The organism is Novosphingobium sp. B-7, from assembly GCF_000410615.1.
GTDB lineage: Bacteria > Pseudomonadota > Alphaproteobacteria > Sphingomonadales > Sphingomonadaceae > Novosphingobium > Novosphingobium capsulatum.
The window spans coordinates 1-13,701 of sequence record NZ_KE148328.1 but is presented as its reverse complement, the minus strand read 5'-3'; the positions used below and the strand labels follow the sequence as shown (position 1 = coordinate 13,701).

The 13,701-nt window shown below is 66.8% G+C and carries 12 protein-coding genes and 3 tRNA genes; 3 read left to right on the top strand and 12 right to left on the bottom strand.

Features of this window, described 5'->3' with window-relative positions; genetic code table 11:
• On the bottom strand, positions 1 to 233 hold a 233-nt coding region (locus H926_RS34260; protein ID WP_202804692.1), incomplete at its 3' end, for a hypothetical protein.
• 46 nt (positions 234 to 279) lie between these two features.
• Positions 280 to 2,484 (bottom strand): polysaccharide biosynthesis tyrosine autokinase, encoded by a 2,205-nt coding sequence (locus tag H926_RS0110600; protein WP_022676270.1) that lies wholly within the window; start codon positions 2,482 to 2,484, stop codon positions 280 to 282.
• Positions 2,485 to 2,974: 490 nt separating this feature from the next.
• Here H926_RS0110600 and H926_RS0110595 point away from each other — a divergent pair, with 490 nt between their 5' ends.
• A complete protein-coding gene (locus H926_RS0110595) occupies positions 2,975 to 3,601 on the top strand; it encodes a polysaccharide biosynthesis/export family protein (protein WP_233250895.1) in 627 nt (208 codons plus the stop codon).
• A gap of 132 nt (positions 3,602 to 3,733) precedes the next feature.
• Here the strand turns inward: H926_RS0110595 and H926_RS0110590 are convergent, their stop codons facing one another.
• From H926_RS0110590 to hutI, 5 genes are all read right to left on the bottom strand, one after another.
• Entirely contained in the window at positions 3,734 to 4,693 is a 960-nt protein-coding gene (locus H926_RS0110590) for a transferrin-binding protein-like solute binding protein (protein ID WP_043609071.1), read from the bottom strand.
• Positions 4,694 to 4,861: 168 nt separating this feature from the next.
• A complete protein-coding gene (gene hutU / locus H926_RS0110585) occupies positions 4,862 to 6,529 on the bottom strand; it encodes a urocanate hydratase (RefSeq protein WP_028657855.1) in 1,668 nt (555 codons plus the stop codon).
• A 2-nt stretch (positions 6,530 to 6,531) separates the two neighbouring features.
• Positions 6,532 to 7,326: an N-formylglutamate deformylase gene (gene hutG, locus H926_RS0110580; protein ID WP_022676266.1), complete on the bottom strand. Its 795-nt coding sequence runs from the start codon at positions 7,324 to 7,326 to the stop codon at positions 6,532 to 6,534.
• On the bottom strand, positions 7,326 to 8,855 hold the full coding sequence (hutH, locus tag H926_RS0110575) for a histidine ammonia-lyase (protein ID WP_022676265.1): 1,530 nt from the start codon (positions 8,853 to 8,855) through the stop codon (positions 7,326 to 7,328). Before hutH ends, hutG begins: the two co-directional genes overlap by 1 nt.
• Entirely contained in the window at positions 8,852 to 10,066 is a 1,215-nt protein-coding gene (gene hutI / locus H926_RS0110570; RefSeq protein WP_028657853.1) for an imidazolonepropionase, read from the bottom strand. The genes hutH and hutI overlap by 4 nt, the downstream gene beginning before the upstream one ends.
• A gap of 63 nt (positions 10,067 to 10,129) precedes the next feature.
• Here hutI and H926_RS0110565 point away from each other — a divergent pair, with 63 nt between their 5' ends.
• Positions 10,130 to 11,503, top strand: coding sequence for a formimidoylglutamate deiminase (locus H926_RS0110565; RefSeq protein ID WP_022676263.1), 1,374 nt, complete (start codon positions 10,130 to 10,132; stop codon positions 11,501 to 11,503).
• Between the two features lie 6 nt (positions 11,504 to 11,509).
• On the opposite strand, the gene H926_RS0110560 is transcribed toward H926_RS0110565, so the two are convergent.
• The 5 genes from H926_RS0110560 to H926_RS0110540 form a co-directional block, all read right to left on the bottom strand.
• Entirely contained in the window at positions 11,510 to 11,953 is a 444-nt protein-coding gene (locus H926_RS0110560) for a hypothetical protein (protein ID WP_148291710.1), read from the bottom strand.
• A gap of 42 nt (positions 11,954 to 11,995) precedes the next feature.
• Positions 11,996 to 12,070: transfer RNA gene (locus tag H926_RS0110555), tRNA-Asn, on the bottom strand.
• A 54-nt stretch (positions 12,071 to 12,124) separates the two neighbouring features.
• A tRNA-Asn gene (locus H926_RS0110550) sits at positions 12,125 to 12,199 on the bottom strand.
• 54 nt (positions 12,200 to 12,253) lie between these two features.
• Positions 12,254 to 12,328: transfer RNA gene (locus tag H926_RS0110545), tRNA-Asn, on the bottom strand.
• A gap of 99 nt (positions 12,329 to 12,427) precedes the next feature.
• Complete coding sequence (locus H926_RS0110540) at positions 12,428 to 13,231, bottom strand: NAD kinase (RefSeq protein WP_043609077.1); 804 nt, start codon at positions 13,229 to 13,231, stop codon at positions 12,428 to 12,430.
• A gap of 239 nt (positions 13,232 to 13,470) precedes the next feature.
• Here H926_RS0110540 and H926_RS26875 point away from each other — a divergent pair.
• On the top strand, positions 13,471 to 13,701 hold a 231-nt coding region (locus H926_RS26875; protein ID WP_043609069.1), incomplete at its 3' end, for a diguanylate cyclase domain-containing protein.

The window sequence follows — 13,701 nt, the reverse complement described above, 5'->3', positions numbered from 1 at the left end:
CCGCCCCCCCCGCCGCGCATCGTCCCCAGCCAGTAATGCACGATGGCCACGCGAGCAAAGCGGCGGCGTGGGTCTGCGCTTGGATGGACCGCCGGGATCGCCGCGCGCTCTGGAGTGGCGGGCAGCACCAGCCGCGCACCATGGTCCTCGCGCCGTCGCGCCGTTTCCGGCAGGCGCAGTGGCAAGGCCGGCACGTCGGCCGTGCCGAATTTGCCCGGCGCGGTAACAGCCACCGCCGTGTCCGCAGGCGCAGTGGATCGGCCCGCCGAGCGCCGCCGCTCAGGCATAATAGCTCTCGTAACTGCGGTAGAATGCGGTTTCGCCATAGTCGAAGCGCGGCTGCTTGCGCATGTCCACGCGGGTGAGGGCGACGCCGGCCAATTGCACGCGGTCAATCGGCAACAGGCGCAGCGCGGCGCGCAGGGCCTGCTCCGGTGTCTTGCGCCAGCGCACCACGAAGACCGAGGCATCGGCCTTGCCCAGCAAGAGCCGCGCGTCGGCGATCGGTAGCACAGGCGCGGTATCGATGATCACCGCATCGAACCGCTCGCGCGCGGTGGCGAGCAGGCGATCCATTTCGACTCCGGTCATCAGTTCGGCGCGGTCCCCCGCCTCGGCGCAGAGCGGCAGGATCGAGAGACCCGTGCCAGGATCGACAACCAGCGCATCGTCGAGGCTGGCCGTGCCGTGCAGCACTTCCATCAGGCCAGGGCGCCCTTCGCCCCCGCGCAGGAACCGGCTGACGCCCTGGTGGCGTAGATCGCCGTCGATCAGCAGGATGCGGTCACCTGCCGCCGCCATGGAGCGCGCCAGGCAGATCGACGTAGTGGTCTTGCCTTCCTCGGGCAGGGCAGATGTGATGGCAATGATCCGCGCCTCGGTGGTGTTCATCGCGATCGAGGCGCGCAGCGAGCGGAAGCTTTCGGCAAAGACCGAACGCGGATCTTCCAGCAGGGCGCTGGCCGGTACCCGCTCCCCGCGCCGTGCCACCGATTGCAGCGTCGGGATGGCGCAGAGATAGCGCACGCCCATGCGCTCTTCGATATCCTCACCCGTGGTCAGGCCGGTGAAGGTCATTTCCGCCAGGAACGCGGCGGCGATGCCAAGCCCGGTGCCCAGCGCGAGGGCCAGCAACCCGTTGATCAGGATGTGTGGGCTGTTGGGATGGCGCGGAACATCGGCGCGGTGCAGCATGTCGGCATCGGCCTGCTCGGTGCCTTCGCGCGCGGTCAGTTCCTTGAAGCGGTTGAGATAGCTTTCATAGAGCGCGTTGGAGGTTTCGGCACGCTTCTGCAGATCGTCGAGCCCCACTTGCGCCGCGTTGTTCTGCGCCAGTGCCCCGCGCGAGGCATCGAGCGAACCGGCCAGCGAAGCCAGGCGTTGCTGCGATACCCGCGCCTTGGCCTCAAGACTGGCCATCACGCGTTGGGTTTCGGCGGTGATTTGCCGGTTCACCGCATCAAGCTGCGCCTTGGAACGCAGCACTTCGGGATGCTGCGGGCCATAGCGCGATGACATGGCGGCAAATTCGGCGGCAAGGCCGGCTTGCTGCGCGCGCATCTGGCCGATCACCGGCGAGAGCGAGGCTTCGCCCACGCCGCCGCTGCCACCGGCCTGCAACTGGCGCTGCGCCGCTTCCAGGCGTGCGGCATCCTCGCTCGCCTGTGCACGGGCAGCGGTCACTTCCTGGTTGTACGACGAGATTTCCTGCTCGGTCAGCGTGCCCTGGGTGGTGCTGAGCAGGTTATGCGCGATACGATAGCGTTGCACCGTCGCACTATCAGCCAGGGCCTGTTGGCGCAGTTGTTCCAGGCGGTTGGCGATCACCCCGGTAGTTTCGCGCGCGCCGCTGCGCTTGTTCTCCAGCGCGCCCAGCGTGTATTGCTCGGCAAAGGCGTTGGCGATGCGCGCAGCCTCCTGAGGGTCGCTGCTTTCAAACGTGATGGCGATGCCATAGGTCGTGCCGATGCGCTGCGCCGCCACGTTCTTGGCCAGGTAGGCAATGGCTGCCTCGCGCGCGCTTTGCTGGGCGCTAGCAGATTTGGTGTTGGCGGCTTTCCCTTCGTCTGGCGATGGGGCAAAGCGCGGATCGTGCGCCAGGCCCAGCGCATCGGCAACAGCGGCCGTGTTGGTTTCCGAGGTGATTACCGAAACCTGCGTATCGACAAAGCTCTCGCTGGGGATGGCGGGCTGGTCGGTGCGGTCGTTCGTGCTGGTCGGCGCGACCGGCTGCAACTTGCTGTTGAGCGTGACTTCGGCGCGAGCTTGATACGTGCGCGGCTGCAACGCCGTGATGACCATGCCGATCGCCAGCACGCCCAGCAACACGCCCAGGAATACGCCGATGCGCCTGCGGAACATGGCCATCAGCCGCCGCAGATCGATGCGGTCGGTTGCCGCTGCGCTGTTGGCCCGCGGCTCGGCCGGCGTGGCCGGCACGATGCCGGCTGGCGCGCGATAAAAGTCGATTGCGGTGTTCACCATTGCCCCCTTCGGCCAAGTCAAGCTCTGCACCCGGCGCGCATGGCGGCGGCGCGATTGGCGCCCCAGGCCTTGCCCGCTCCCGGTATGACCTCAGCCTGTGGCGGTTCGCCCGCGCAAGGAAGGCCAAGCATATCCGCAGCGGAGCAATAGCGAGGCACCGCTTGGCACCCCTTGCAGCCGGCTGATCCGGGCCCAGGAGAGGGGTGCGGCGGGTGGCGCAGGCCGGGTGGCAATCGCGCCGTCGGCTATCGGTAAATCCGCGTATGGCACCGGAAAAATGCGTAGGATTTGCCCGCATATACGGCGCGCTGGCCGGTTCCGCCCAACGGCCATCGATTAGGCATGGCCAAGCCCGCCGCCCGGCCTAACCGGCGATTCCGATCGTTCCGGAAAGCCTCCAAGTCGGAGTTTTCATCCCGGGCCGGTGCATTGTCTTCGCAAGGGCGCGGCATAGAACAACCGGGAAACGAACGCACACGGAGGGTGTAACGTGATTCCCCATATCGATCATGGTCTCTCGCGCCATGCTGCCATGGCCCGGGCGGCCCGGCCCGCCATGCTGGCGGCCGTGCTCGGCTTCGCCCTGTTGTTGCCGGGGTGCGCGGGCACCACGGCGCAGCCGCTATCGGCGGTGGACCGCGCCACTGGGCTGGCGGGCTATCGGGTGGGCGCAGGTGACAAGCTGCGCATCACCGTGTTCAACGAGCCGACGCTGACCGGCGAATACAACGTCACCTCCACCGGGGCCGTGGCCTTTCCCCTCATCGGCGTGGTCCAGGCGGGAAACCACACCATCGACGACGTAACGCACGAGATTACCGGTCGGCTGGCGGGCGCTTATGTCAACGATCCGCGCGTTAGTGTGGAAGTGCTCAACTACCGCCCGTTCTATATTCTGGGAGAGGTGAACAAGCCGGGAGAATATCCCTATGCCTCGGGCATGACGGTGGAGCAGGCGATCGCCAAGGCTGGCGGATTTACCTATCGCGCCAACGAAAAGACGGCATTCCTGCGGCGGCAGACGACTTCGGCCGAACACAGCGTATCGCTGCGCAGCGGCGCGCCAGTGGCGGTTTTGCCCGGCGACACGATCCGCGTCGGTGAGCGCTATTTCTGAAGCGGACCATCTGACCACAACGCCGTGCCACCCCGGCCGGCCGGATCGTCGCGCCGGCGCTTGGGCCAGAGCAGACGATCCGGGGCGGCCTCGCGCTAGACGACGGCTGTGGAGTGCAGCGTGGGGGAGGGGCTACTTCTTCGCGCCGACCACTGCCCCGACGATGGAAATGTCGCCGGGTGATACGCTGGCGCCGGCATAAGGATCAGGATTGTGGCCCTTGATCGCGAACGTATAACCCATCTCTGCCGCTGATGGCCCGAAGAAGGCACCGTTGAATGCGCCGCTGGCAAAGTAGTTGGTGCCGCTGGTGAACGTACCGGCAAACTGGTCTTTCGCGATCGTGCCGCTGCCGCTGTAGACGCCTGCGCTGCCTTCGGTGGGATTCCCGACGGCGCGGAGGGACAGGCCGGTGCTGACCGTGCCCTGGGCGAAATCGGCCGTGAACGTTGCCGTCCCGGTGAGGTCGCTCAGTGTGGCCGGGGCATAGTTGTATGCCAGCATCGTGCCCGAAACGGTGGTGGCATAGGTGGCCGAACCGCTGGTGGGCATGCCCTTGCTGCCCGACATTTCGCCAAACACGTAATAGCGGATGTCGGTCTGGTCGGCGCTCGCGTCGACGTGGGTCCATTTGCCAAAGCTGGTGTAGCTCAGGCTGACAGGGGCGGTTGCCGTATTGCCCGGCTGCGCATTGCCATACAGCGTCAGGGTGTCGCCACCTTTGTTGAAACTCGTAGTATAGTCGCTCGACGGCATCTTGTCGGCGGCGGTGAAGCTGGCCGAGGTGCTGCCCGCCTGCACGGTATAGGTTCCCGTCGCGGCGTCATAGGCGATTGTCGTGGCTGCGTTGATGCCGGCCGTGGTGGCGGGCGTCACTGCCAGTGGCTTGCTGAACTGGCTGCCGAATTGGCCGCTGCTCAGGCTGCCGGTGTAGGTTTGCGTGGCCGTCGCGGCGGAAAAGGTGCCCGAGGTGCTCTGCGGAAAAGGCTTGCTCGCTGATACGGAATTGACCGGGCCATCACCGCCGCAGGCTGCGAGCAATCCGCATGCCAGTGGAACAGCCATGCGAATGGTGCGAATTGTATATGCCATCGTTTCGATCGGTCCCGCAAAAGTTGTCTTGCGTGCCGCTGTTACAATAGATTTCCTGACGCGTATCCAAATATTTAGGATCATATTGGGGGGAATGGTCTGCCCCCGCCGGATCGGCCGTCACGCGGTCAGCGCGCCGGTTCCGGCGGGGATCGACCAGCGGCTGGATCAGCCCAGAATGCCGGGCAGGTCCAACCCCTTTTCGCGGGCGCAATCCTGGGCGATGGCATAGCCGGCATCGGCATGGCGCATCACGCCGGTGGCCGGGTCGTTCCACAGCACGCGTTCCAGGCGGCGCGCCGCTTCGGGCGTGCCATCAGCCACGATCACCATGCCCGAATGCTGGGAATAGCCCATGCCCACGCCACCACCGTGATGCAGCGACACCCAGGTGGCGCCGCTGGCGGTGTTCAGCAGGGCATTGAGCAGCGGCCAATCCGATACCGCATCCGATCCATCCTGCATGGCCTCGGTCTCGCGGTTGGGGCTGGCGACCGATCCGCTGTCGAGGTGATCGCGGCCGATCACCACCGGCGCCTTGAGTTCGCCGTTGGCGACCATTTCGTTGAACGCCAGGCCCAGGCGGTGGCGGTCACCCAGGCCCACCCAGCAGATCCGCGCCGGCAAGCCCTGGAAGTGGATACGCTCGCGCGCCATGTCCAGCCAGTTGTGCAGATGGGCGTTATCGGGCAGCAGCTCCTTCACCTTCTGGTCGGTCTTGTAGATGTCTTCCGGGTCACCCGACAGCGCCGCCCAGCGGAACGGGCCGATCCCCCGGCAGAACAGCGGGCGGATGTAGGCCGGCACAAACCCGGGGAAATCAAAGGCGTTTTCAACGCCTTCATCAAAGGCGACCTGGCGGATGTTGTTGCCATAGTCGGTGGTGGGCACGCCGCGCGCCTGAAATTCCAGCAAGGCACGCACGTGTGTGGCCATGCTGGCGCGTGCGGCCTTGGCAACGCTTTCCGGCTCGCGCTCGCGCTTGTCGATCCATTCCGCCACGGTCCATCCGGCGGGCAGATAGCCGTTGATGGGATCGTGCGCGCTGGTCTGGTCGGTCAACAGGTCGGGCAGGATGCCGGCCTCCAGCATCTGGGGCAGGATTTCGGCGGCGTTGCCGATCAGGCCCACCGACACCGGCTTCCTGTCGGCGCAGGACTGGCGGATGATGGCCATCGCTTCGTCGAGGGTTTCGGCGGCGTGATCGAGGTATCCGGTGCGCAGGCGCATCTCGATCCGGCTGCGCTGGCATTCAATCGCCAGGCACGATGCACCGGCCATGACCGCCGCCAGCGGCTGCGCGCCGCCCATGCCGCCCAGGCCCGCGGTCAGCAGCCACTTGCCGGAAAGATCGCCGCCATGGTGCTGGCGGCCCATCTCGACGAAGGTTTCATAGGTGCCCTGGACGATGCCCTGCGTGCCGATATAGATCCACGAGCCGGCGGTCATCTGGCCGTACATGGCCAGGCCCTTGCGATCGAGCTCGTTGAAATGCTCCCAATTGGCCCATTCCGGCACCAGATTGGAATTGGCGATCAGCACGCGCGGCGCATCGGCATGGGTGCGGAACACGCCCACCGGCTTGCCCGATTGCACCAGCAGGGTCTGATCATCTTCCAGGCGGCGCAGGGTTTCGACGATCTTGTCATAGCTTTCCCAATCGCGCGCGGCGCGGCCGATCCCGCCATAGACCACCAGTTCCTCGGGTCGTTCGGCCACATCGGGGTGCAGGTTGTTCATCAGCATGCGCAGCGGCGCTTCGGTAAGCCATGACTTGGCGGTCAGGTCCGTGCCCGTGGCGGGGCGGATCACGCGGCTGTTGTCCAAACGGGTCATCGTCATTCTCCAGCAAAGGCAAGGCAGGCGCTGAGCACGCGCTTCAGGATCGGTTGCAGGTGGGCAAGGCGCTGTGGATCGGGGCGGGGCGGCCAGTTTTCCGCCGTGGGCTCCGCCGGTTCCGCCAGATAGCCGCGCATCGCCAGTTCCATCTGCACGGCGTGGATGCCGCGCGCCGGATCGCCATGGTGGCGCGTGGTCCAGCCGCCTTTGAAGCGGCCGTTGACGACATGGCTTTCGCCGCTGGCGGCGCAAACGGTGGCAACGGCTGATTCCAGCTCTGGCGCGCAAGAGCGGCCATCGTTGGTGCCGATGTTGAACAGTGGCAGTTCCCCGGGAAATAGGCGGGGCACGTGGCTGCGGATCGAATGCGCATCATAGAGCACCACGCGCGGGTGAATGGAACGAAGCCGTTCCATTTCGGTCGCCAACGCGGCGTGATAGGGCGCGTGCCAGGTTTCGCGGCGGTGGGCGATTTCGCCCTCCGCCAGCGGGGCATGGATCAGCGGTTCGCCATCGAACGTGGTTTCCGGGCACAGGCCGGTGGTGGCCATGCCGGGATAGAGCGATGCACCCGAAGGATCACGGTTGGCATCGATCACGCTGCGCGAAATCTCCGTTGCCACCAGCGTGGCACCCAGATCGCGGGCAAAGTCATAGACTTCGCCGATCCACCAATCGGTATCACGCCGGGCCAGCCATTCCGAGCCGAAGGCGCACCCGGCCAGGTCAGTGCCGCCGTGGGGAAAGGCCACGATCAGCGGCGCGGTGCCGCGATGGATCGTCAGCCAGTCCATCAGCCCAGCACCGGCAGTTGCAGCGGGCACGCCGCGAGCACGGCGCCGCGTTCGACCATGCCACGCGCGGCGGCAATGTCGGGTGCAAAATGGCGGTCTTCGACCAGAGCAGGCACCACGCCGCGCAACATGGCGCGCACCGCCTCCAGCGCGTCGCTTGACCGCAACGGCGCGTGAAATTCGATGCCCTGCACGGCGGCGAGCAGTTCGAGGCCGAGGATCGCATCGAGGTTGCCGGCCATGTCGAGCAGGCGCCGCGCGCCGTGGGCGGCCATCGACACGTGGTCTTCCTGGTTGGCCGACGTGGGAATGGAATCGACGCTGCATGGCGCGGCGCGCTGCTTGTTTTCCGAAACCAGGGCTGCGGCCGTGACCTGCGGGATCATAAAGCCCGAGTGCAGCCCGGGCAGCGGGGTGAGAAACGCGGGCAGGCCTGACAGCGCGGGATCGACCAGCATGGCCAGACGGCGTTCCGACAGTGAGCCGATTTCGGCCAGCGCCAGGGCGATCATATCGGCGGCAAAAGCCACCGGCTCGGCATGGAAATTCCCGCCCGACAGCGCTTCATCGGCATCGGGGAAAATCAACGGATTGTCGGTGACGCCATTGGCCTCGATCTCCAGCGTGCGCGCGGCCTGGCGCAAGACATCGAGCGCGGCGCCCATCACCTGGGGCTGGCAGCGCAGGCAATAGGGATCCTGCACGCGCGGATCATCCACCGCGTGGCTGGCGCGGATGGCACTGCCGGCCATCAGCGCGCGCAAGGTGGCGGCGGTTTCGATCTGCCCGCCATGGCCGCGCAGGGCATGGATGCGATGGTCGAATGGAGTATCGGTGCCGCGCGCCGCCTCAGTCGACAGGGCGCCGGTGACCAGGCCGGTGGCGAGCAGGCGTTCGGCCGCAAATAGCCCGGCCAGCGCGTTGGCCGTGGAAAACTGCGTGCCGTTGAGCAGCGCCAGGCCTTCCTTGGGCCCCAGCGCGACCGGCGTCAGGCCATGATCGGCCAGCGCCTGGGCCGCGGGCACGGCAATGCCATCCACGAAAATCTCGCCAACGCCCAGCATCGTGGCGGTCATGTGCGAAAGCGGGGCAAGATCGCCGCTGGCACCCACCGAACCCTGGCACGGCACCACCGGCACCAGGCCGCGCGCCAGCATGTCTGCCAGCAAGCGCACGGTGGCCACCTGCACGCCCGAGGCGCCCTGCGCCAGGCTGGCGAGCTTGAGCGCCATCATCAGCCGCACCACAGGCACGGGGGAGGGCGCACCGGTGCCGGCGGCATGGCTGAGCACGATATTGCGTTGCAGGGCGGCCAGGTCTTCATCGGCGATGCGCACGCTGGCAAGTTTGCCAAAGCCGGTGTTGATGCCATAGACGGCATCGCCCTTGGCCAGGATGCGCGCGACGGCCGCCGCGCTGGCCGCGATCGCGCCCCAGGCATCATCATGCAGCACAACATCGGCGCCACCGTGGATCGCGCGCCAATCGGCCAACGTGGCCGCGCCAGGGGTGAGGACGATTTGGGTCATTTTCCACTCCAGATGCGGGCATGGAGCGGCGCTGCGCCCATCCCGTGAACAAGATCAGCCGGGCGCGCGATATTCCAGATTGCGAGGTCTGCGCGCTGGCCAGGCACAAGCTGGCCCAGCGAGCCGGCCAGGCCCAGCGCGCGGGCGGCATGGACCGTGGCGCCGGCCAGGCATTCATCCACTGTCAGGCCGAACAGCGTGGCGCCCATGTTCATCGCCAGCAGCAGCGCGGTGAGCGGGGCGGTGCCGGGATTGCAATCGGTGGCAATGGCCATCGGCACGCCGGCGGCGCGCAGCGCGGCGATCGGCGGCTTGATGGTTTCGCGCATGAAATAGAACGCGCCGGGCAGCAGCATCGCCACGGTGCCGGCCCGGGCCATCGCGGCGATGCCATCTGCGTCAAGGTGTTCGAGATGATCGGCGCAGAGCGCGCCGTGGCTTGCGGCCAGTGCCGCGCCGCCCAGGTTGGAAAGCTGTTCGGCATGCAGCCGCACCGGCAGGCCGAGCGCGCGGGCCGCGCGGAACAGACGATCGACCTGTGCCGGCGAAAAGGCAATGCCTTCGCAAAAGGCATCGACCGCATCGACCAGCCCCTCTGCCGCCAGGGTGGGCAGCCAATCGTCGGCCAGTCGCGCGATATAGCCATCGGCATTTCCGGCCCATTCGGGCGGCAACGCGTGGGCACCTAGGAACGTGGTGACGATGCGCACCGGCCGCACCTGGCCCAGTTGCCGCGCGGCCAGCAGCATCGCGCGTTCGGCTTCGAGCGTCAGGCCATAGCCCGATTTGATTTCGACGCTGGTAACCCCTTGCGCCAAAAGGGCGTCGAGGCGCGGCAGCGCGGCCCGAACCAGATCATCGACACTGGCGCCGCGCGTGGCACGCACGGTGGCCATGATCCCGCCGCCAGCGCGGGCGATATCCTGGTAGGTCGCACCGGCCAGGCGCGCCTCCCACTCATCAGACCGGTTGCCGGCAAAGACCAGGTGGGTGTGCGCGTCGATCAGGCCCGGCGTGATCCAGCGTCCCTGGCAATCGACTGTTGCGTCCGCCTCCAGCGCCGGCGCCGCAGCGGCCGGCCCGGCATAGACGATTACACCGTCACGCGCGGCGATCATGCCGTTTTCGATGCGGCCCAGCGCGTCTGCGTCGGGGCCTTTCCCCGCCATCGTGACAAGGTGCGCATTGGTCCAGATCGTGTCGCAGCGCATGCTGGGTTGGTCCTTGCCGGGGGTGCGATAATGTATATACATAATCACGCAAGGAGCGTGACGATGCAAGCGGATTCTCAAACCCTGTTCTTCGATGCGGCCTGGCTGGGCACAGGGTGGGCGCGCGATGTGCGGGTGACCTTGGCTGACGGGCAGATCGCAGCAATCGCGGCCGATCAGGCCCCGCGCGCCGGAGAGACGCGGCACGGCTGGGCCATGCCGGGCCTGCCCAATCTGCACAGCCACGCCTTTCAGCGCGCCATGGCTGGCCTGGCTGAACGCGCCGGGCCGGGCGCAGACAGTTTCTGGACCTGGCGCGAGGCGATGTATCGCTTCGTCGGGCAGGTCACGCCCGAAGACCTGCTGGCCATTGCCGCGCAGGCGCAGGTGGAAATGCTGGAAACCGGCTTTACCCGCGTGGGTGAGTTTCACTATCTGCACCACGATGCGGGCGGCCGGCCTTTTGCCGATCCGGCGCAGATGAGCGCCGCCGTGGTCGCCGCCGCGCAGGAAACCGGTATCGGCCTGACGCTGCTGCCCGTGCTCTACAGCCATTCCGGGTTCGGCGGGCAGCCACCCAGCGCCGGGCAAGCGCGCTTCATCACCGACCTTGATGGCTTTGCCCGCCTGGAGGAGGCGGCGCGCGGCCATGCTGCGGCCTTGCCCGATGCGGTGGTGGGCGTGGCGCCGCACAGCCTGCGCGCGGTCACGCTCGACCAGTTGGCGCAGGTGACTGCGCTGGCCCAGGGCGCGCCGATCCACATCCACATTGCCGAACAGGTAAAGGAAGTGGAGGATTGCCTGGCGTGGAGCGGGCAGCGCCCGGTGGAACTGCTGCTCGACCGCGCCCGTGTGGATGCGCAGTGGTGCTTGGTCCATGCCACGCACATGTCGCCGGCGGAAACCCAGACGCTCGCGCGCAGCGGCGCAGTAGCGGGTCTGTGTCCGATTACCGAGGCAAACCTGGGCGATGGTCTGTTCCCGGCTGGCGCCTTTCTGGCCGCTGGTGGTTGCATCGGCGTGGGCAGCGATTCCAACGTGCGGATCGATGCGGCCGAGGAATTGCGCCTGCTGGAATATGGCCAGCGCCTCGACCAGCGCGGCCGGGCCGTGCTGGCGCAAGGGTCGGGTGCATCGACCGGGGAAACGCTGCTGCGCGCCTGCCTTGCCGGCGGGGCGCAAGCGCTGGGACAGACACATACCGGCCTGGCGGTGGGCTCGCCTGCCGATTTCGTTACGCTTGATTCCGCCCATCCCGCTCTCGCTGGCCACAGGCCGGAAAGTGCAATTGACGCCTGGATCTTTGCCGGCGGCAGCAGCCTGGTCGATGGCGTGTGGCGTAGGGGCCGGCAGGTGGTGCAAGGCGGGCACCACATCGCCCGTGATGCCATCGCCGCGCGCTATCGCGCCACGATGGCGGCGCTGCTCCCCGCGTAAGCCGGCTCAGCGCGGCGCGCGGGCGGCGATGCGCGCCAAGCGGATGACCGGGCGCGCGACGTTGTCGTGGCTATCCAGGAACAGCACGTCGCGCTTGCCAGTGCGGCGCACCAGGCGCGTTTGCTGCGCAGCCGGGCCTTGCCAATCGAGCACGTAGAGCGTGGCGTCAGGATCGCTTTTCCAGCCGCGTTCGGTGTTGAGATCGCCCTCGCGCACATGGCCGTGCAGGCGCAGCCGATAGCGCGTGCCATGATCTTCAAAGCGGATCGGCCGGCCATCGGGGCCGAGGCCGGCGAACACCGCATAGGCCGGCTGCGCAGGGCTGCTTGGATGGGCCGGCGCGGCGTGCGCGGCGAGGGGCGGTGCGACAAGCACGGCAAACGCGATGGCGGCGGGGCGAAGGAACATGGCGGCGATAGTGTCCGGCAATGGAAATGACCGCCGCAGCATGATGCGATCCTGGGCCGGCCGCAATAACCAGTGCTGGAAGGGTGGCTCCCTGAGTAGGATTCGAACCTACGGCCGCTCGATTAACAGTCGAGAGCTCTACCGCTGAGCTATCAGGGAACAGGCCCGGCTTGGCCGGGACAAGGCGGTGTTCTGCCATAGGGCAGAAGAAGATGGCTCCCTGAGTAGGATTCGAACCTACGGCCGCTCGATTAACAGTCGAGAGCTCTACCGCTGAGCTATCAGGGAACAGGCCCGGCGTGGCCGGGACAAGGCGGTGTTCTGCCATATGGCAGAAGAAGATGGCTCCCTGAGTAGGATTCGAACCTACGGCCGCTCGATTAACCGTCGAGAGCTCTACCGCTGAGCTATCAGGGAGCAGTCCCGGTTGCCCAGGACAGGTGCGCGCTAATAGCACTCATTTCGTGCATGGCAACCCGCCGCCGGGCAAATTTTTCCACAGCGCGCGCTGTGCGATCAACTCATGAACTGTTCGGCAAAGATGCGTTCGTCCAGGCTGCGGCCGCGATCGAACAGCAGGGTGAGCTGATGCTCGCGCCAGGCGCTTACGCGCACTTCGCTGATATCGCGCACCTCTTTCTGGTCGGCCACGACAAGCACCGGCCGCTTGACCGATTCGAGCACGCGAAACACGATTTCGGCGGTATCGGGCAGAATCGCCCCGCGCCAGCGTCGGGGGCGGAACGGGCTGATCGGGGTGAGCGCCAGGATATTGGCGCCCAGCGGCAGGATCGGGCCATTGGCGGACAGGTTATAGGCGGTGGAGCCGGCCGGCGTTGCCACCAGCACGCCATCGCACGACAGTTCGGGAATGCGGGTCTTACCGTTGACCACCACTTCCAGCTTGGCGGTCTGGCGGGTTTCGCGCAGCAGCGACACTTCGTTGATGGCATAGCAGCTTTGCGTTTCGCCGCTGGCGGTGGTCGCGTCCATACGCAGCGGGCTGATCGCCACGGGACGGGCGCGGGCGATGCGCTCTTCCAGCGTGCGGCTGCTCTTGTGCTTGTTCATCAGGAAGCCAACGGTGCCCAGGTTCAGGCCATAGGCGGGCAGCACGCGATCGAAATCGAGCATGTAGTGCAGCACCTGCAGCATGTAGCCATCGCCGCCCAGCACGACGACCGCCTCTGCCTCGGCGAACGGCACCCAATCGCGGCTTTTCTTGAGCACGGCTGCTTCTGCCTGGGCCCGATCGGTGGGAGACGCCAGCAGCGCGAGCTTTTCATATGTGGCACTGTTTGCCGAACCGATCGCAGCCATTGTCACCCGTTCCCGGCCGCAGGAATCGCGGCGCATGTCGCTTTCGCCGCCGTGGCGCGGCAAAGCTGGGGGCGTGATATGGGGCGCCCCATAATGGCGCAACGCGAAAATGTCCCAGGTGTGCCCGGGGGCAGACAGCCGGCGCGCGGCTCTGCTAGAGCGAGGGGAAGATGACCATGCCTGCCAGCCCTGATTTGCCGTCCGTTCTCCCTGCCATCGCCCTTGGGCAGGACGGCTTGATGCAGGACGGCTTAACCGGGCTGGCCACGGCCGCGCAGGCGCGCGACTGGCTCGATCGGGCGGGCGCGCAGGGAACCGTGCAGGCCATGCTGATCGGCCTCAACCGGTTCCAGGCGGTGAACCTGGCCTTCGGCCATGGCGGCGGCGATCGCGTGCTGGCCGAAGTGGCGCGGCGCATTGCCCATTTCGCCGCCGAGGAACTGGCGCCGGGCGAGGGCGGCGATGGGCCG